The organism is Solitalea longa, from assembly GCF_002920915.1.
Taxonomy (GTDB): domain Bacteria; phylum Bacteroidota; class Bacteroidia; order Sphingobacteriales; family Sphingobacteriaceae; genus Solitalea; species Solitalea longa.
Window position 1 is genome coordinate 347,273 of the sequence record NZ_PQVF01000003.1, and the last position, 21,406, is coordinate 368,678.

Below are 21,406 nucleotides of genomic sequence, written 5' to 3' on the forward strand. Positions count from 1 at the left end.
AGGTTAGGGGGAAGAAGATTAGTTTTTATGTAATTAGTTAAACATGGATGCAATTAAGTTTTATTGTGAAAAGTTTCAAGGAGCTTTGGTTATTCTGATAGCGATGACAATGTTGCTGGCACCGAATGGATCCCAAGCTCAAAACAAAACAACTTACATGCGAATTGCTAAAATTACTGTTGATGGCACTGCGTTAGAGGGCTATAAAATTGCTTTAAAGGAACAAATGCAAGCAGCCCTTAGGCTTGAAAAAGGTGTTTTGGCTTACTCGGCTGTTCAGGATAAAAATAATCCGGTACAGATCACAATTTTAGAAACCTATGCCAGCGTTGAGGCTTATCAAGCGCATATTCAAACAGCACATTTCAAAAAGTATAAAGCAACAGTAGCTAATTGGGTCAAGCATCTTGAGTTAACCGATGTGCTTCCCATTGCTACACTTGTTAAGCAGGAATAATTGATTTTTGAATTAGCTTATTACAGGAATGCTCTTCAAGCTTGCTTTTCTTCTTTTAATGAAGTACATCATAAAGCCGGTTATGGAAAGCAAGGGAACACTTAATCCCGTAAGGCAATAGATAATTTTCACTATAAAACCTCCATATTCTCCAAAGTGGAGCGGTTTGATAATGGCATTGAATTTTTCTCCAAAACTTTTCTGCGCAATTAGTTCAAGTTTGCCTTTCACTTTTCCAGAGGCTAGTTCTACCTTAATCTGATTGGAAAAAGGGAAGTAAAGAAAAAAGTCATCTGGTACACTGCCGCCAACCTGTATGGTTTCGCTTCCTGCCGGAATTCGGATATAGTTAGGTTGAAAATCAGTATACTGAGATCTAATGCTTGTTAAAACACTATCAATATTGCAGTTGATCACAGTCTGTTTCAAATGATCGGCTTTATGCTCTTTCTTTTTTAAACCGGTACTTACAATAGTAAAACTGATGATTACACCTGTAACTGCTAAAATAAAATTCAGGAACAAGCTCCACACGCCCACTATTCGGTGTAATGATGAGGATAATGTTTGGCTGTTTTTGTTATTAACCTTCGCATTAAAACTCAACACTTTTCCAATTGACTTTCGGTAGATGATAAAGCCGGAAATGATTGATAAAACGAACAACACGCCCGTTATCAATACAATAACTTTACCTATTTGTCCGGAGTGTAAATTATAATGAAGGTTCAGCATCCATACCACCAGCGTGGAATTAGTGTCAAACGTTTTTAAAATCGCAGCGGTTTCCGGATGGGTAAACACGGTTAATCGCTTACTTTCTTTTCTAATACTGAATTGAAGGCTCTCGTTTTCCTTCGGTGTAACATTCGTTAGTCTTATTTCTGCTCCCGGGTAGTTATCCGCTAGTTTTTTAATCGATTTATCAATATTGATGTTAGAAGGACTAAACTTAACTAGTGGGGGCTGCAATTGAGCATGGTCAATTTCTTCTCTGAAAACCAAAACCGAACCACTAACGGCAATAACCAGAAGTACAAGGCCTGAAATCAGCCCCAGCCATTTATGGATCTTATAGGTTTTACGGAGAAGAGAGTTTAACATACTTTATAAATAAAACCAGCAAGTAGGAGCATCCTTTCTTGCTGGTCTTTTATTCTGAACTAATTAAAATGAATAACCTAAAGCTACATTATAGCGTGCACCGTTTGATTGTGTGTAATAATCAGCACGGCCATAAAACTGAGCATAAGGAGTATAATAGTTGGTGTTTAACAGGTTTTCAACGCCTAGCGTAACCTTAAAGTTTTTAGGCAATTGGTAGGCAGCATTAAGGTTGAAAATATTGAATGAATTAACCCTTCCTTCGCCTAATTTATATTCACCTTTTGAATTGGGTTCAAAATGATCACGACTTCCAGAGCGGATCCAATATAAACCAACATCAAGTTTATTAACCGGCTTATAGTTTACATAAGCTGTTAGTTTAGAAGGAGAAATGCGTAATCCTGATAAATAAACATCGCCTTCATCGTCAAAATCTTTATCGTTGTTGGCGTCAATTTTTCCTTCACTGTACGAGTAGGAAGCACCTGCTTTTAATTTACTCGAGATAAATACATCGGCAGCAACTTCAAATCCTTTTACTTTTTCAGGGGCGCGTTGAGGTACCAGCCAGCCATCAACCTGAACTAAATTGGCTCCTAATTTTGATGTGCTGATATATCCAACCGCTTCGAAGTTAAAGATACCGATCCGGCTATTGAAACCGGCTTCATAGTTGTTGGCTATCACCGCTTTTGTGTTCAACTGTTGAACGGTGTTTTCAGTAGCGGCACGTAAAATTCTTCCCAAATCATAAATAGAAAATCCTTGAGAAAAACTTACATAAGGTGTAAACTGCTGGTATTTTGAAAAGCGAATACCGGCATTGTAAGTAAGTGGATTGTAAATAAGTTTCGCGCCTTTAACGGCAATACTTCCCTTGTTGTTTGCTCCCGTAGCCAGGGTGTTGTAATCGTTGATTTTAACCGAAAGGTTTTCATAACGAATACCTGCTTTTACTACCAGGTATTCAAATAAATAAGATTTAAGTTGTAGATATGGGGCCAATGAAAACGCGTTCATGTCCGGAACCCATGAACGGCCGTCTCTTAAGCGTTGCGAGGTGATATCGTTCAGCACATCACCACCATAAATAACATCACCTTTAAAGTTTTTAGAAACTGTATAAGGAGTAACAAAGTTTAAACGAAGTCCTTTTTTATCAGAATTTAACTGCGATTGGCCACCTTTATAAAATGTTTCAGAGTAGCCAAAGTTAGTTTCGAACTTTTGCATATACATTGAGTAGCTAAAGTCCGTTCCACCAAATAGGTTTTTTTGAGTATACTGCAAAGCCACATTGTGATTGTATGGAGTTCCTTCGCCATCAGTTTTTCGCTCACCTGGTACACCAATAGTTGGAGTCTCGCCGTAAACGCCAACCTTAGCCACATAATCAGATCTTTGCTCACTTCTGAAAAAGTTATACATCAACTCAATACGGCTATCTTGATTAAGGTCGTAACCTAATTTGGCAAATCCATTATAAGTCTTCATCTCGCCTAAGCCAAAATCAGGACTGATCACATTACCGTCAGCATCTTTTAAAACGCCTGTTTTTTCATAGCTTCCGCTTACACTATAATCAAAAGCGTTTTGTTTGCCAGAAAATAATTGATTTATACGGAAGCCTCCAGTATTTCCTGCGTTTTTAACTTGTCCGCTACCGCCTATGATTGTTTGGCCGGCGAATTTTTGGGTTTGTGGTTTCTTGGTAATATAGTTGATCAATCCACCATCAGCACCATTACCATAAATGGAAGTGGCTCCTTTTACGATTTCAATACGTTCAATAGCCGAAGGGTCAATGGTACGCATCTCTCTTGATGCTGCACGTAAAGGTGTTGATTGCGGAATACCATCAATCAATACCAGTGCATTACGGCCTCTTAGCGTTTGGCCAGTGTTGTATGAAGTATTTGAAGGCAGTGCTAAACCTGGTACAGTCCAACCGATAACGTTGGTCATATTTGAGTTTACCGAAGCTTGCGCCGCAATTTCTTTTGCATTAATTACTGTAACAGTTACAGGAGTTTCACTTTTAGTTTCTTTAGTTCTTCCAGCTGAAACCACAACTTCATCCAGCTCTCTGTTATATTTTAAACTATCATTTGATGTTTTGTTTTGAGAAGATGAACGTTTGGTAGCAGGTTTGTTAGATGTTTGTTTTGTATTAACTGGGTTGACGGTTTGAGCGAGGGTAGAATATCCCAGGGAAAGAAAAATAAAGGAAAATATAAATCGATGCATGTATATGAAAGTTTTTTCTGGCCGCAAAAATAGAAATCCTTTCCTTTATTTAGAATAAATTTAAATAAATTTTATCCATTAAATGTTGAGTTTAATTTTGAGTTTAACGCCGTGTTTTTTAAATAGTAATGCTTATTTTTCGAATTCAATAATCAAATTTACCTTATGCTTGATCAACAATTGGAGATTAGCCGCAACGAAGACATTAATAAACAATTGCTTTATGAATTAAAGTCGCGCCGAAAGAAACTGCACTTAGGTGGAGGGGAAAAAGCCGCTGCGAAACAAAAGGAAAAAGGCAAACTGCTTGCAAGAGAGCGCATCGCATACCTGATAGATCCAACCACTGAGTTTACTGAATTTGGAACATTTGCCGCCTACGAGATGTATGCCGAAGCTGGAGGTTGTCCTGCAGCCGGGGTAATTACAGGTTTGGGTTATGTTTCGGGAAGACTTTGTGTGATTGTAGCTAACGATGCCACCGTAAAAGCTGGTGCATGGTTTCCAATGACGGCTAAAAAGAATCTTCGTGCCCAGGAGATAGCGATGGAAAATCATTTGCCGATTATTTATTTGGTCGATAGTGCCGGGGTTTACCTGCCTATGCAGGACGAAATTTTTCCAGATAAGGAACACTTTGGTCGCATTTTCAGGAATAATGCTATCATGTCATCAAAAGGCATTGTACAAATTGCTGCAATAATGGGTTCATGTGTGGCTGGGGGGGCTTATCTGCCAATCATGAGTGATGAAGCATTGATTGTTGAAGGTACTGGTTCGGTTTTTCTGGCGGGTTCGTATTTGGTGAAATCAGCCATAGGAGAAGATATTGATAATGAAACCTTGGGTGGAGCAACTACACATTCCGAAATATCAGGGGTAACCGATTATAAATGTGAGAATGACCAGGATTGCTTGGATAAGATCCGCTCGTTAGTTGATAAAATTGGTGATAATCTCAAAGCAGGCTTTAACAGGGTAGCAGCCAAAATGCCTTTATATGATCAAAAAGAAATTTATAAACTGCTACCTGATAGTCGGGATAAACAGTTTGAAATGCTTGATATTATCCATCGTTTGGTTGATAATTCTGAATTTGATGAATACAAAGAATTATATGGCAAATCGATCTTATGCGGATATGCGCGTATAAACGGCTGGGCAGTTGGTATTGTGGCCAATCAGCGTAAAGTAGTAAAGTCTAAAAAGGGGGAGATGCAGTTTGGCGGAGTTATTTATTCTGATTCGGCGGACAAAGCCACCCGCTTTATCATGAATTGCAATCAGAAGAAAATTCCCCTGGTGTTTTTGCAGGATGTTACTGGCTTTATGGTAGGTTCACGTTCTGAGCAGGGGGGAATTATTAAGGATGGGGCCAAAATGGTAAATGCTGTCGCTAATTCTGTAGTGCCGAAATTTACCATAGTTATAGGTAACTCTTATGGTGCTGGCAATTATGCCATGTGCGGAAAAGCCTATGACCCCCGCTTTATTGCTGCTTGGCCTACTGCAAAAATTGCTGTAATGGGTGGTTCTCAGGCAGCAAAAACCTTACTGCAAATCCAGGAAGCATCATTAAAAGCAAAAGGCGAAGAAATAACGGATGAAAAAGAACAAAAGCTTTTAAAAGAAATTACAGATAGATATAATAATCAAACTACGCCTTATTATGCCGCCGCCCGTTTATGGGTGGATGAGATAATCGATCCTTTAGATACCCGAAAATGGATATCAATAGGTATTGAAGCTGCTAATCATGCACCGATAGAAAAGCCTTTTAGTGTTGGAGTTTTGCAGGTTTGATAATTTAGAAACTTACTAAATAACGGTCGTAAATAATGAAAAACATCATTGTTCCGGCCGTTTGTTCATTTTATCAGATTGATTTGGAAATTTTACACACCCAAGCACTTGGTATCTATTGCAACTATTCAGCCTATAATTATATTTACGCAAATTTAAAGGCATGGAGCAAAGTAACGAGATCGAGGTGCTTAAAAAAAGAATAGATGAGCTGGAAAAAGAGCTTGAATTTCTAAATGCTGTTATTCATAAATTACCGGCCAATATTTACGTTTCTGATCTTAACGAAAAAAAGATTGTTTGGTGCAATCAAACTCATGAATTATCTACTGGTTACTTACTTAAAGAGGCAACAGCGATAGGGTATGAGTTTTTTAAAGAAACTATACATCCTAATGATTTAAATATTCCGGAAGATAGCATTCAGCATTATAGCGCCCCTATTGAAGATAACTTTGGGGGTATATTTCGTACCCGCAAAAAAGGAAGCGAAAACTGGAAATGGTATGCCGGTTGGGCTACTTCATTTAAAGAGGCCGAAGAAAAAGCGGTTGAAATCCTTTGTGTTGACGTGGAGCTGAGTGGGAGTATGCATACCATTGCTCAATCGGCAGAGGCTTTAAAAGAGGTTTTAACTTTCAGAAATCAATATCTGATTGAAAAGCTCACCAGCAGGGAAAAAGAGATCTTAAAACATGTTGGAATGGGCTTTTCAAATAAAAAAATAGCTGAAGAGCTAAATATAAGTTTGCTGACCGTGCAAACCCACCGAAGAAATATTCAGGAAAAAATGAACACTTCTAATACAGCTGAAATGGTTGCCCTGGCAAAAGAATGTGGTATCTCTTAAGTTTTATTCATGCTTGATTCTGTTTTAAAAGCACTTCAAAATTTGTCAGTTTTAGAGCTGTCGGTAGTTATAATCGGCTTTATAAATGTTTTTTTGCTGATCAAAGAGCATGTTTGGGTGTATCCCGGAACCATTGTAAGTTCGTTTCTGCATATTTTTCTTATTTATTCGGCTAAGATTTACGCTGGAATAGTGATCGATGTTTATTTCATTGTAACCTCTGTTTATGGCTGGATCTATTGGAATGCAAAATCAGAATCACTTAACGATCAATTTATGCCCTCCTGGGCAAGCCTTAAAGAAAACGTTTTATATTTTATCACCTTTTTGGTTTTGTGGTTCGTTTTGCTGTTGGTATTTAAGTATATCATCAAAAGTGATTATAGTGAACTCGATACCAGCATAACCTCTGCCGGCTTTGTGGCAACCTATCTGATGATCAAAAAGAAAATTGAAAATTGGATCTATTGGCTCTATGGCGTTATTGTTACCCTTCCTATGTATTTTTATAAACAGTTGTATCTGCTGTGCATACTGTATCTCGCTATGATAATTCTCAATATTATTGGCCTAAAACAATGGACCGCTAGATTGGTTAAACCTCAATATGCTTAATTTTGAAATAACTGTTTCAACTTTAAGTTTGAGGCGATGGATACAAACTTAACAGCACTAACGTACACTGATCTTAATTTTCAGGAACTAACAGTGAATAACTGGTTTCAGTTTGAAAAGCTGATGGGAGATAAAGGTGGATGTGGCGGTTGCTGGTGCATGGCTTTTCGGTTAACTACCAATGAATTTAACGAGTATAAATACGAGGGCAACAGATTGAAAATGCACTCTTTGGTAAACGAAGGAAAGTCTGTTGGTTTATTGGCATTCATTGAAAAAGAGCCTATTGGTTGGATAGCATTGGCCCCACGTGAAGATTATCTTAAAATTGAAAAATCCAGATCATTAAAACGGATAGATGATAAGCCGGTTTGGTCTATTACTTGTTTTTTTATTGGGAAGGAGTTTCGTAGAGTCGGTTTATCAAAATTACTCATTAAAGGTGCAATTGATTTCGCAAGATCTAAAGGAATAAAAACCTTGGAAGCTTACCCTTCGCTTCCTAACGATAACAAGGTTCCGCCAGCTTTCTTATGGGTTGGGATTTTGAGTGCCTTTCTATCAAATGGCTTTGAGGTTGTAAAGCAAAATGGGAAAAGCAGAGCTATTGTAAGACTAGATATTTAGTGTTCCTAAAAAAATTAGCAAAAAATTCGTTAATTCGTACTCCTAATAAATCATAAGTACGATGCAGCCATTAGCCGAGCGACTTCGCCCTAAAACATTGGATGATTACATCAGTCAAACTCATTTAGTTGGAGAGGAGGGTGTATTGCGTAAAATGATCATGATGGATGCCTTTCCTTCTATGATTTTTTGGGGCCCGCCCGGAACCGGAAAAACTACTTTAGCATTAATTATAGCAAATACTGCAAAACGCCCGTTTTACCAATTAAGTGCAGTAAATGCCGGCGTTAAAGATGTTCGTGAAGTAATTGACAGTGCATCGGCAAATCGGGGAATGTTTGCACAACGTCCAATCCTTTTTATTGATGAGATCCACCGTTTCAGTAAGTCGCAGCAAGACTCCTTATTAGGCGCGGTTGAAAAAGGTTTGGTGACCTTAATTGGAGCCACAACCGAAAATCCCAGTTTTGAAGTGATCCCCGCATTGCTATCACGTTGCCAAGTTTATGTATTAAATCATTTTACTAAAGCCAACCTTGATTCATTACTGCATAAAGCCCTTGTTGCGGATGAAGTGTTAAACAAACGCAAAATTGAATTAAAAGAAACGGATGCTTTAATTCGGATTTCAGGTGGCGATGCCCGTAAGTTGCTCAATACGCTCGAACTTGTTGTTGCCGGTTCATCTCAAAATCCGTTAACCATTACCAATGATTTGGTAGCTTCAATGGCACAAAAGAATGGATCCTTTTATGATAAATCAGGAGAACAACACTACGATATTATCTCGGCCTTTATAAAATCTATAAGAGGAAGCGACCCGAATGGCGCGGTATATTGGTTGGCCCGAATGATTGAGGGAGGGGAAGATTTGAAGTTTATTGCCCGAAGAATGCTTATTGCTGCTTCTGAAGATATTGGGAATGCCAATCCTACCGCTTTAATTATGGCTAACAATACTTTTCAGGCCGTTCAAACTATCGGTTATCCCGAAAGCAGGATCATTCTTAGCCAATGTGCTGTTTATTTGGCCACCTCTCCCAAAAGTAATGCTTCTTATCTGGCAATTGGAAAGGCTCAGCAATTGGTTAAACAAACAGGGGATTTGCCCGTTCCTTTGCATCTGCGTAATGCTCCTACAAAGCTGATGAAAGAGTTGAACTATGGTAAGGATTACCTTTATTCGCACGATTACACCGATAACTTTATTGAGCAGGAATTTCTGCCGGATGAATTGGCCGGTCAAAAAATATATGAGCCCGGTGATAATGCCAAAGAAGTTCAACTGCGCCAGTTTTTAAGGCAACGCTGGAAAAACAAGTATGGCTATTGATTTACGAATTGATTGGGATTTTAGTTGTGGTTTCTTAAGCAAATAAGCCTTATAAACTTTTTCTAAAATAAATCTCTTTTATTGACTAAATTTAAGAAAGCGTCTCAAACCAATAAGCTTTATGACAGGCGTACAATATCATCTCAATTAGATCAGACCGTATAAAAATCTCATCATCATTTAAGACATTCTCTTTTTCGTTATAAAGTTTTCTAACAGGCGCGTTAATCAACTTTTGGGTTTAATCTTTAAGTTAGATCAGATGAAAGCTAAGATTTACGCTCTTTTGTTGATCCTCTCCATTTCTTTCCAAGTCTTTGGACAAAATGGCTTAACGGGCTTCAACTACCAAACGATCATTCGTAATTCTTCGGGAACACCACTTGCCAATCAAAAGGTGAATATGCGATTTAGCGTATTGAGTGGATCCGGTTCGGGTGCTATTGAATATGCTGAAACACAACAACTCAGCACTAATCAGTACGGCCTGATAAATCACACTATAGGCCGGGGAACCCCTGTTCAGGGGCGTTTTTCAGAGATAAAGTGGAGCAGTGCCAATCAATATGTGAAAATTGAAGCCGATTTAAAAGGGGGGACTAATTTCAGCCAGATAGGTGTTGTTGAACTGACAGCTGTACCTTATGCATTGTATTCGCTAGGTAGTTCTTCGCCCGGAAGCAAAGAATTAGGGACTGTAAAACCTACCACTCAGGTAGTTAATACCGTTACACAGCCCAATCAAACAGCAAGTGATACTTGTTGTTGTCCTCAGGGAGCACAAGGACCTATGGGGCCACAAGGGGCACAGGGGTTACAAGGTGCCACAGGTGCTACAGGAGCGCAAGGGCCTAAAGGTGAAACCGGAATTCAGGGACCAGTGGGGGCTCAAGGGCTACAAGGAGAAAAAGGAAATGTTGGCGCCACTGGTGCACAAGGTCCGAAAGGGGATACCGGTTCTCAAGGTCCGAAAGGTGCACAAGGCCCACAAGGAGTTGCCGGCCCTCCAGGTGATTGCAAAACAGTAGTAGGACCTGCCGGACCTGCCGGCCCGCAAGGTGCTACCGGTGCTACCGGTCCACAAGGACCTGCCGGTGCAACTGGTCCTGCCGGACCACAAGGCCCACAAGGTATACCTGGTCCTTCCGGATCTATTGAGGGTGCATCAGCTGGTGGCGACTTAAGCGGAACGTATCCAAATCCATCAGTAATAAAAATCCAAAATTTCGCAGTATCATCTAACACGCCTTCTAATGGCCAGGTATTGCAATGGAACGGCAGCGCTTGGACTCCAAGTACGTTTTCAGGTGGCAGCGGAGGGTTGACTTTGCCTTTTACGGGTAGTCTATATTATTCAGGTATTGTATTCGGATTGACCAGTACCGGAACAGGCACCACTTTTTCGGCCACTAATAATGGTTTGGGCCCTACAGGTGTGTTTAGTATTGGGGCCGTAACAAATACAAATAATGCTATAAGTGCAACAACTATCGGAACCGGAGCTGCTGTATTTGGTCAGGCTAATGGCTCTGGTTTGGGCGGTTCATTTAGTTCAACTTCAGGTAAGGCATTGGTAACACAGGGGAGTCTTCAATTTAAAGGGATCGGAGAAGGTTCAGGTAAAGTTTTAACCTCGGATGCAACGGGTAATGCCACATGGCAAACCATTAGCGGAACTGTTGGTCCTCCAGGACCTGCCGGTCCAGCCGGTCCAGCCGGACCTCAAGGAGCTAAAGGTGATACCGGTGCAACTGGAGCAACCGGTCCCGCCGGTCCAGCCGGATCTCAGGGCGCCAAAGGTGATATCGGAGCAACGGGCCCTGCCGGAGCAGCCGGACCTCAAGGCGCTAAAGGTGATACTGGAGCAACTGGTGCAACCGGCGCAACCGGTCCTGTCGGTCCTCAGGGTGCCAAAGGTAATACAGGGGCCACTGGAGCGACCGGAGCACAAGGTTTAACGGGCCCTATTGGTCCACAGGGCCCACAAGGACCAGCTGGTCCACAAGGTCCTCAAGGTCCTGCCGGTCCTGCGGGTGGAGGAGGTGGTGGTGCAACAGGAGCTGCCGGAGGCGATCTGTCTGGAAATTATCCTAACCCTACAGTTGTAAAGCTTCAAACACGGCCAATTGCAACCACTGCTCCTGATAGCGGACAAGTACTGAAATGGAATGGAAGCAGTTGGTCTCCGGCTATTGATGGAGGTGGATTAACGTTACCATTTGTAGGTAGTGTATTTACTACGGCAACAGCGTTTGGGCTAACAAGTACAGGTTCAGGTACTACATTTTCGGCAACTAACAACGGTTTAGGACCCGCAGCTGTAATTACTATAGGTTCGGCTACAAATACTAATCACGGTGTTAGAAGCACAACCATAGGTACGGGTAATGCTATTAACGGTTCTACATCAAATACAGGTGCCGGTGTTGCCGGACAAGCTACAGGAAGTGGTATTGGCGGTAGTTTTACAGCCACAACAACTAACGGAAAAGCGTTGGTTACAGATGGTAAAGTTCAAATAAAAGGTCAGGGAGCCGGTGCCGGCAAAGTTCTTACATCCGACCAAGATGGCAATGCAACCTGGCAAACTCCGTCGGGTGGAGGAGGTACAGTTAGTGCAGCTTTTGAAGCTGTTCCTCCAACTGATACCGCAAAAGCTGTTAATGTAACCGTGGGTACTGAGTTCGCTTTAAAATTTAATAAAGAAAATTTTGATCGGGGAAATGTTTATGATACTACTGGAGTATTTAAGGCTCCTTCGGCCGGCGGTTATCATTTTAACGTAGCCATTACGGTTGATAGTGCTCCATATGCAGGTTTAACCACCTTGATTTTAAAAAAGAACGGTGCAAAATACCGTGTAGCGGTTAGCCCTGAAAATAATTCAGGAACCATTACCATGCAGCTTAACGTAGATATCTACCTTAATCAAAATGATACGGTTACGCTGGCTCTTCTGCTTAATAACACGAAGGGTAAAACAAAGAAGCTCTACTGGGGAAGTCAGTATTCTTATTTTAGCGGGTTTAAACTCTTTTAACTATGAAATCTGTATTGTGTTTATGCTTGGGCTTATTGTTTTTTAATGGATTGAAGGCACAGGTTTCGGTACGTAATCCCGATGTTGTTAAACGACAAATAGCAGATATAAACCAATATGTATTTGCAAGTGGCGGTGGTTTTAGCCAAACATCCGATGGTGTAAGTTTACAATATTGTATTGGTGAACCCATTATTCAAACGTTGGTGGTTAACAGCAATTCATTAACACAGGGATTTGAGCAGCCCCATTTATTGAGTAATCGCTTTACAGAATTGTTGGAAGTTAAAGGATTCGATTTAGTGCTTTATCCTAACCCTACTAATTTTTTAACTAAAGTGAAGTTTGTATTAGACGAACCAGCTAACGTGAGAGTAGAAGTTTTGGATCAATTAGGTAGAATTTTAAGTACATTTTCAAAAAAATATGAGAGGGGAAATGTTGAGATACCAATTGACGTAAAGCACTTAGCAGTAGGTGGATATTATGTTGAGGTTTACATCAATAATAATAAATATGAAAGGGCATTGGCTATAGAATAGTGGTCACAGTTGTAAAATCGACCTTTTTGGCATAAAAATAGTGACAGCGGTTTAAAATTTCGGGCATCGATATTTCTAGTCAAATACTTTAAAGTCAATTTAATAGGAATGTATTTACCGGGGATTGGAAAACAATTCCCTTTTTTATTGTTTGTTCGTATTGTAAAAGATTTAGTTTATTTGCGAAAAATTTGTTTTCTATGGCTAAAAATTTATTGATCGTTGAGTCACCGGCTAAGGCTAAAACCATTGAAGGGTATTTGGGAAACGAATTCCTGGTAAAGTCAAGTTTTGGTCATATACGCGACTTGGCTAAGGGCGATGATGCGATTGATGTTAAGAACAACTTTGCTCAGAAATATGAAGTGCCCGATGATAAACGTGCAGTCGTTTCTGAATTAAAGAAATTAGCCAAGGAAGCCGAAACGGTATGGTTGGCGTCCGATGAGGACCGTGAAGGAGAAGCCATTTCATGGCACTTGTTGCAAACCTTAGGGTTGGATGAGTCGAAGACCAAGCGAATTGTGTTTCATGAAATTACCAAGCCTGCCATTTTAAAAGCCATTGATAATCCACGTAAAATTGATTACGGACTGGTACACGCGCAACAGGCTCGCCGCGTGCTCGACCGTTTGGTAGGTTTTGAATTGTCGCCTATTCTTTGGAAAAAGGTTAAACCTTCGTTATCCGCGGGTCGTGTTCAATCAGTAGCGGTTCGTTTAATTGTTGAACGTGAACGTGAAATAAATCAATTTAAAGCAGAGGCTCAGTTTAAGATCACAGCCTTGTTTTCAACCGATGGTAAAAAAGTTAATTTAAAGGCAGAGTTACCTCATCGTTTTAAAACCGTTGAGGAAGGAGAGAAATTTCTGCAAGATAGTTTAGGTGCCAATTTCAAAGTAAATGGATTGGAGGTTAAACCTGCAAAACGTACACCGGCACCACCATTTACCACCTCAACTTTGCAACAGGAAGCATCTCGCAAACTAGGGTATTCGGTAAGCCGTACCATGCAAGTTGCACAACGTTTATACGAGGCTGGAAAAATTACCTATATGCGTACCGATTCAGTGAATCTCTCTGATACGGCTTTACAGGCCGCTGAAAAAGAGATCAATTCGGCTTACGGCAATCAATATCATCATCTTAGAAAATATAAAACCAAAACTTCAGGAGCCCAGGAGGCTCACGAAGCTATTCGTCCAACTTATTTTAATGACCACTCAATTGATGGAGAAGCGGCTGAGCGTCGTTTGTATGAATTGATTTGGAAACGTGCCATTGCATCTCAAATGAGTGATGCCGCTTTCGAGCGCACAAATGTTAAAATTGGTGTTTCCACTCGTTCTGAAGAATTTCAAGCTCAGGGAGAAGTATTGAAATTTGATGGTTTTTTAAAGGTTTATATGGAGTCTCATGATGATGAAGATCTGAATGATGATGAAAATACGTCCATTTTACCTCCATTGTCGCAAGGACAAGCATTAGAAATAAAAGAAATGACCGCCGCTGAGCGTTTTTCTCGTCCTTCGGCTCGTTATACAGAGGCTAGTTTGGTTAAAAAGCTGGAGGAACTTGGCATCGGTCGACCTTCTACTTATGCTCCAACTATTTCAACTATACAAAAACGCGGGTATGTTGTTAAAGAGGATAGAGATGGTAAACAGCGTAACTATCAGGTTTTAACATTGAAAGATGGTAAAATTGATAAAAAGGTAGAAAGCGAAACCTTCGGAAATGAAAAATCTAAATTGTTCCCAAGTGATATTGGTGCTTTGGTAAATGATTTCCTTGTTCAATATTTTGATAAGGTGGTTGACTATAATTTTACAGCCACTGTAGAAAAAGAATTCGACGAAATTGCACAGGGTATGAAGGAATGGACAGAAATGATCCGCTCTTTCTACAATCCCTTCCATGAGAATGTTGAAAATACCATAAAGACCGCTGACCGTGTGCGTGCCGATCGTGAACTGGGCTTCGACCCGGAGAGCGGTAAGCGTATTTCGGTGCATATTGGCCGTTATGGACCTTATGTTCAGATCGGTGAAAACGACGATGAGGATAAACCACGTTATGCCAGTTTAAAGGCCGGTCAGATGATTGAAACCATTACCTTTGAAGAGGCATTAGATTTGTTTAAACTTCCTAAAAAGGTAGGTGTTTTTGAAGATAAGGAAATGACAGTGGCAATAGGCCGTTTCGGTCCGTATATTCGTCATAACAATGCCTTTTATTCGTTAACTAAAGAAGATGATCCGTATACAATTGACGAAAATCGCTCAATTGAGCTCATTTTAATTAAGCGTGAAAAAGATGCCAATAAGCTGATCAAATCTTTTACTGAAGACGAAAATGTTAAAGTATTGAATGGTCGTTGGGGGCCTTACATTGCTTTTGGTAAACAAAATGTTAAAATACCAAAGGGAACTGATCCTGCTTCCTTAACTTATGAGATATGTAAGCAATTAGCCGATCAGGACACAGCGGCAGAGAAAGCCGGTACTAAGAAAAAGGTTCCTGCAAAGGCAACAGCTGCAAAAACAACAGCCAAAAAGGCTCCGGCAAAAAAACCGGCAGCAAAAAAGAAATAGTTTTTTAATACACAAAAGTCCATGGTCCATTGCCTATGGATCATGGACTTTTTTTTAAGAATAGTAAAGTGAAAAAAGATCTTCCCGAAAATATAGTTAAGGATGTAGCAATAGTAATTGCCCTCGAAAAAGAATCGGCGGAAAGCAGAGAGTGGAATGTTTACCTGTTGAACCTAAATAAAACCTCAATGGAAACAGTTTTGGTTAGTTCGCGGGGATTCGGGACGCATAATGGAAAAGAGGTTAAAACTTCGGTCTTAAGACATTCAATTGGTATTGTTAGTGGAAACGACTATGCAAAAGTGGAGGCTATTGATGAGCAGGTGTTCGGACTTACAAACGAGTATTGGGTAAGTTTTTATAAAGACGGTGTTTTATACGATAAAAAGTATGTTTTTTTACCTGAAAGCGTGGTTGAAGATAATTTTATTAAACTCCCGTTAATTGATAAAGTGGGCGTAATGATTCAATAATAAAATCTGTTTAATAATATAAAAAGAGGTCTTTTCAACATGATTGAAAAGGCCTCTTTTTTTTAGAATAATATTTAACTGATTATTTTTTTTAACACCTTTAAGGCACATTCTTATCATATGTTAGCTAGCCTTAAAAATCATCTTACCAATCGAAAATTAGTATTAAGCTCCTTATTTGCTTTCATAATTGTAGCAATGGGGTCTTCGTATTATCTGATCTCATGTAAAAAGGGCTTACAAGAGTCCAGTACTGCTTTTAATGAGTTTATCGAAGCTTACACTTCGGGGGTGGTCTCTAAACAAAGTAATGTACGGATCCAGTTGGCCGCTCAAACTGAAACAATACATGCTGCCGATGAGCCGCTTGAAGACGGCTTGTTCAGTATTAGTCCGGCTTTAAAAGGAAAAGCATTTTGGGTGGATGCCCGAACTGTTGAATTCAGACCGGAGGAAGATATGAAAGCCGATCAAGCTTATAAAGTGGAGTTTAAGCTTGGCAAGGTGACTAAGGTCCCCGATCAATATGCAGATTTCGAATTCGGTTTTTCAACGATCAAACCTTCATTGAGCATGGAATACAATGGTTTTAAATCATTGGATAATTCGATGGATCAAATGAGTTTTTCGGGTGTGGTTTATACTGCTGATGCCGAAGATCCGGAAAAGGTAGAACAAACAGTTTCTGCGGGCTTTGGTAATAACAACAAAGTGGTAAAATGGACACATGAAAATGAATTGCGGACCCATCGTTTTACCATTGATAGTTTGCAAAAGAATACTACCACCCAGATTTTGGAAGTAAGAAGCAATGGAGCCGCCTTGGATATTGATAAAACAACGAATTATACGGCCCCATTGCCAGCCTTAAATGATTTCAAGGTGTTGTCGATACGTGCGGTGAACGATGCTGAACAATATGTTTTAGTGCAGTTTTCCGTACCGGTAGCCATTAATCAGGATTTGGATGGCTTAATAACAATTTCAGAGGTTTCTGATCTGCGTTATACGATCTCGGGAAGTGAGGTGAAAGTTTTTGCTCCCGATAAATTGAATGAAAGTTATTCGGTTAGGGTTTCCAACGGAATAAAAAACATTGCAGACAAAGCAATGGCCTATCCAATGGAAGCCAATGTGTTTTTTGAGAATAGTTTCCCATCAGTTGAAATTCCGGGCAAGGGAGTAATTATTCCTTCAGGCGGAAAATTGGTGATGCCTTTTTATGCCTCCAACCTGAAGGCAGTGGATGTTACCATCATCAAAATATATGAAAACAATATTCCTCAATATCTGCAGCAAAATGACCTGAATGGTCAGTATGATTTGCGACGGGTGGCTAAACCGGTGGTGCAGAAAACGATTTATTTAGATACCGACAAAGGACTTCGGCTAAATAAAAAGAATCGTTTTGCCCTTGATCTTGATAAGTTGATCAGGACTGAACCCGGGGCCATTTATCGGATTACAATTGGTTTTAGAAGGGAGTATTCATTAGTTAACTGTGAACAGGATACTACAGAAACAGAAGATGAAGAAAGGGAGTACTATGGAGAAAAGATTGATGAGGATGATGATTTTTGGAGGAGGTACGATTCCTATTACCCTTATGGCTACAGTTGGGATGAACGTAAGGATCCATGTAAATTATCCTACTACAACAAAGAACAATGGGCCGTTAGAAATGTAATGGCTTCCAATCTGGGTATCATTGCCAAGCGCGGTAATGATAATTCAATGCTTGTGGCTATTACAGAACTATTGACCACCAAGTCTATAGCTGGAGTAGAAGTGGAGCTGCTGGATTATCAGCGACAGGTTTTGGGTAAGGCTAAAACAGATGATGAGGGGCTGGCAATGCTCAATTTACCTAAGCAACCGTTTTTACTGCTCGCTAAAAAGGGCGACCAAAGAGGTTATCTGAAGTTGGATGATGGCGGATCATTGCCTATTAGTAAGTTTAATTTGGGTGGCGACGAAGTGCAAAAGGGGATTAAAGGGTTTATTTATGGCGAACGCGGGGTTTGGCGCCCGGGCGATTCAATCTTTGTGAGCTTTATTTTAGAAGATAAAGAGAATAAACTTCCACAAGGGCATCCGGTAAGTTTCGAACTATACAACCCTAAAGGTCAACTCTATAAAAAGATAGTTCAAACTAAATCATTGAATGGATTTTATACATTCCCAACAGCAACCGATGTGAATTCACCAACCGGTAATTGGGTTGCAAAGGTAAAAGTGGGTGGGGCCGAATTTCAAAAAGTGCTTCGCATAGAAACCATTATGCCTAATCGTTTAAAGATCAATCTTGATTTTGGTAAAAAAGAGTTGGTTAAAGGTGAAAATCCAACGGCCACTTTAAATGCTAAATGGCTGTTTGGAGGAACTGCACATAGTTTAAAAGCCAAAGTCGACGTTTCCTTGTCTGCGGCTACTACTTCATTTAAAGGACTTAACGATTATACGTTTCAAGATCCTGTTGCAGCGTTTTCAACGGAGAATAAAACTATTTTCGATGGACAACTTGATGATAACGGCAATGCGCCGGTTCAAGCCAATATTTCTGTTGAAAATACAGCCCCGGGGATGTTAAATGCCAACTTCCTGATCAAGGTTTTTGAGCCTGGTGGAAACTTTAGTATTGATAACTTCAGCCTATCTTATCATGTTTTTAACTCTTATGTAGGGATTAAAGCTCCGGAAGGGGATGAGTATACTGATATGTTGCCAACCGGAAAGAACATTCCTATTGATATAGCTAATGTTAACACTTCCGGGGCATTAATTGGAGGGCAGCGCCAGGTTGAAGTTGAATTGTACAAAATCAGTTGGAAATGGTGGTGGGACGAAAGTGATGATGACTTTAGCAATTTCACTCAGGATGAATACAATAAATTTATAAAACAAGAAAAGGTTGTACTGCAAAACGGCAAAGGGCAGTGGAACCTTAAAGTAAGTGATGATGATTGGGGACGGTATTTGGTAAGAGTTCGCGATTTAAAGAGCGGGCACGTTACGGGTAAAGTGGTGTATTTAGATAATCCATATTGGAGTACACGCAGCGATGGGACAGGAAGTACCGCAGCAACCATGTTAACATTTACCAGTGATAAAGAAAAATATAATGTTGGTGATGAGGTTAAGCTTTCTATTCCATCTGCTCAGGGTGGCAGAGCGCTTATAAGCATCGAATCGGGAAGCAAAGTAGTGAAAACCTATTGGGTTGATGCCGCAAAAGGAGAAACTCAGTTTAAGTTTAAGGCAGAAAGCAGCATGTCGCCCAATGTATTTGTTAATGTTAGCTTGTTACAGCCGCACTCGCAAACCGTAAACGATAAGCCCATTCGAATGTATGGTGCCATTCCAATTACCGTAGAAGATAAAAACAATGTTTTAAAGCCTATTCTTAAAATTCCAACTAGCATCAGGCCCGAAAGTGAAGTGAACTTCTCTGTAGCTGAAGCATCGGGTAAAGAAATGACCTACACAGTTGCTTTAGTTGATGAAGGTTTACTGGATATCACCCGTTACAAAACCCCTAATCCTTATGCCGCTTTTTATGCCCGTGAAGCACTGGGTGTAAAAACCTGGGATTTATATGATTATGTGTTAGGAGCATGGGGCGGTGATTTGGAGCGTATTTTAAGTATAGGTGGTGATCAAAGCGGGGGAAAAGCTGCAGCGGCAAATCGCGCTAATCGATTTAAACCGGTAGTTAAGTTTTTAGGGCCTTTTGCGTTAAAAGCTAATGGTTCAAACTCCCATAAAGTTAAGTTACCACCATATGTAGGTTCTGTAAAGGTAATGCTCATAGCCGGACAAAAAGGCGCTTATGGTTTTGCTGAGCAGGCCGTGGCCGTTAAAAAACCATTAATGCTATTGACCACATTGCCAAGAGTGTTAAGCCCGGGTGAAACCTTTAAGCTGCCGGTAAGTGTTTTTGCCATGGAGCGAAATATTCGTAATGCTTCCGTAACTGTTCAGGCAAATCCGTTTTTAGAGATAATAGGTGGAAGCACAAAAGCTGTAACATTTACCCAAACAGGCGAGCAATTAGTTTATTTTGATGTTAGAGTTAAGCAAACGATAGGGGTAGCCAAAGTTAGGGTAACTGCTCAAAGTGGGGCTGAAAAGGCAGATGATAATGTGGAAATTGAGGTTCGCAATCCGAATAATGTAATTACCAAGGTACAGCAGGCGACACTAATGCCGGACAAGTCATTGTCATTACCGGTTCAAATGATCGGAATGTTAGCTACTGCAAAGGGTACGCTTGAAGTTTCGAGTATTCCACCAATTAACCTGGCCAAGAGGTTAACTTATTTGATTCAATACCCGCATGGTTGTGTGGAACAAACTACTTCATCGGTGTTTCCACAACTTGCATTAAACCAGCTGATGGACCTTTCAGACAGGCAAAAGGCTGAAGTTGACCGAAATGTTAAGGCAGCAATTAACCGACTGAAAGGCTTTCAAACAACTGATGGGGGCTTCGGTTATTGGCCCGGTGATTCTCAGCCTGATGAATGGGGGACTAATTATGCTGGTCATTTTATTCTTGAATCTCAAAAACGTGGATATAGCCTGCCTCCGGTAATGCTTCAGCAATGGAAAAAATATCAAAAGAACAAAGCCGTTTCATGGACTCCAACTACGGATAATTTCTACGGAGGCGACTTATCACAGGCATACCGCTTATACTTGCTTGCTTTGTGCAAAGCGCCGGAAATAGGAGCAATGAACAGGCTTAAAGCGTTTAAGTATCTTTCTAATGAGGCTAAGTGGAGACTGGCTTCAGCCTACCAATTGGCAGGGCAAGAAGAGGTAGCTAAATCGATGATCAAGGGTCTGGCTACAACAGTTAAATCCTACAGGCAATTGGGAGGAACCTTTGGTTCTGATCTACGTGATCAGGCCATGATCCTCGAAACCTTATCCTTACTGGGTGAAAAACAAAAAGCTGCTGGGGTGATGCAAACTGTGGCATCAAAATTAGCTTTAGATGAATGGTATAGCACGCAAACCACCGCTTATTCGTTATTGGCCATTGCTCAGTATTGTGGTGAAAATTCAGGATCAAAAATGAGTTTTAGTTACCAAGCAAATGGAACCAGTGGTTCGGTGAACTCAAATTCGGTAGTTTCTCAGGTTAATATCAACAAAAACGGTAAAGCTGTTATTCAGAATAAGGGTACCAATATTTTATATGTTCGTTTAATATTAAGCGGAAGACCACAAGTTGGGGAAACTATTGAGGCCCATGGGAATGCCGACATCTTAAAAATGAATGTAGTTTACAAAGCTCTTGATGGCAGCATTGTTAATCCTACTCGTTTAGCGCAAGGAACTGATTTTGTTGCTGAAGTAACAGTTGCCAATCCTGGTAACCGTGGTCACTATGAACAAATGGCCTTAACGCAATTGTTCCCCTCAGGTTGGCAAATTATCAATACCCGTTTAACCAGTGATGAAAATAGGTTTAATTCCTCTCCATCAACTTATAAAGATATAAGGGATGATCGGGTGAACACCTATTTTAACTTGAATGCAGGACGAACGGTTACCTATCATGTACTTTTAAATGCATCATATATCGGTAAGTTTTATCTGCCTACGACCAATTGTGAGGCAATGTACGATGCCACTATAAGTGCAGGAACTGCAGGTCAATTGGTGGAAGTAGTGAAGGGTGATGCCGAAATGGCAAATAAATAGTGTTTA

General features: G+C 40.3%; 13 protein-coding genes. 11 read left to right on the plus strand and 2 right to left on the minus strand.

All coding sequences use genetic code 11. The annotated features are described in order from the left end of the window. The first annotated feature begins 43 nt into the window (after positions 1-43). Positions 44-457, plus strand: a complete 414-nt coding sequence (locus tag C3K47_RS05710; RefSeq protein WP_103788149.1) for a putative quinol monooxygenase — start codon at positions 44-46, stop codon at positions 455-457. 12 nt (positions 458-469) lie between these two features. Here C3K47_RS05710 and C3K47_RS05715 read toward each other — a convergent pair whose 3' ends face one another. Further along, positions 470-1,561, minus strand: a complete 1,092-nt coding sequence (locus C3K47_RS05715) for a PepSY-associated TM helix domain-containing protein (protein ID WP_103788150.1) — start codon at positions 1,559-1,561, stop codon at positions 470-472. Between the two features lie 63 nt (positions 1,562-1,624). Continuing rightward, a complete protein-coding gene (locus C3K47_RS05720; RefSeq protein ID WP_103788151.1) occupies positions 1,625-3,811 on the minus strand; it encodes a TonB-dependent receptor in 2,187 nt (728 codons plus the stop codon). Between the two features lie 165 nt (positions 3,812-3,976). Here C3K47_RS05720 and C3K47_RS05725 point away from each other — a divergent pair, with 165 nt between their 5' ends. From C3K47_RS05725 to C3K47_RS05770, 10 genes are all read left to right on the plus strand, one after another. Next, positions 3,977-5,614 carry an acyl-CoA carboxylase subunit beta gene (locus C3K47_RS05725; RefSeq protein ID WP_103788152.1) on the plus strand — a complete coding sequence of 546 codons (1,638 nt, stop codon included), beginning with the start codon at positions 3,977-3,979 and terminating at the stop codon, positions 5,612-5,614. 163 nt (positions 5,615-5,777) lie between these two features. After that, positions 5,778-6,464, plus strand: coding sequence for a response regulator transcription factor (locus C3K47_RS05730; protein WP_103788153.1), 687 nt, complete (start codon positions 5,778-5,780; stop codon positions 6,462-6,464). A gap of 9 nt (positions 6,465-6,473) precedes the next feature. Further along, positions 6,474-7,079: a nicotinamide riboside transporter PnuC gene (gene pnuC / locus C3K47_RS05735; RefSeq protein WP_103788154.1), complete on the plus strand. Its 606-nt coding sequence runs from the start codon at positions 6,474-6,476 to the stop codon at positions 7,077-7,079. 36 nt (positions 7,080-7,115) lie between these two features. Further along, on the plus strand, positions 7,116-7,706 hold the full coding sequence (locus tag C3K47_RS05740; protein ID WP_103788155.1) for a GNAT family N-acetyltransferase: 591 nt from the start codon (positions 7,116-7,118) through the stop codon (positions 7,704-7,706). A gap of 52 nt (positions 7,707-7,758) precedes the next feature. Next, a complete protein-coding gene (locus C3K47_RS05745; RefSeq protein WP_207765242.1) occupies positions 7,759-9,039 on the plus strand; it encodes a replication-associated recombination protein A in 1,281 nt (426 codons plus the stop codon). Between the two features lie 262 nt (positions 9,040-9,301). Further along, on the plus strand, positions 9,302-12,079 hold the full coding sequence (locus tag C3K47_RS19790) for a C1q-like domain-containing protein (RefSeq protein ID WP_103788157.1): 2,778 nt from the start codon (positions 9,302-9,304) through the stop codon (positions 12,077-12,079). A gap of 2 nt (positions 12,080-12,081) precedes the next feature. Next, entirely contained in the window at positions 12,082-12,621 is a 540-nt protein-coding gene (locus C3K47_RS05755; RefSeq protein WP_103788158.1) for a T9SS type A sorting domain-containing protein, read from the plus strand. A 200-nt stretch (positions 12,622-12,821) separates the two neighbouring features. Next, a complete protein-coding gene (topA, locus tag C3K47_RS05760) occupies positions 12,822-15,215 on the plus strand; it encodes a type I DNA topoisomerase (RefSeq protein ID WP_103788159.1) in 2,394 nt (797 codons plus the stop codon). Positions 15,216-15,283: 68 nt separating this feature from the next. Beyond that, on the plus strand, positions 15,284-15,688 hold the full coding sequence (locus C3K47_RS05765) for a hypothetical protein (RefSeq protein WP_103788190.1): 405 nt from the start codon (positions 15,284-15,286) through the stop codon (positions 15,686-15,688). A 120-nt stretch (positions 15,689-15,808) separates the two neighbouring features. After that, positions 15,809-21,400: an alpha-2-macroglobulin family protein gene (locus C3K47_RS05770; protein ID WP_103788160.1), complete on the plus strand. Its 5,592-nt coding sequence runs from the start codon at positions 15,809-15,811 to the stop codon at positions 21,398-21,400. The last annotated feature ends 6 nt before the right edge of the window (positions 21,401-21,406 follow it).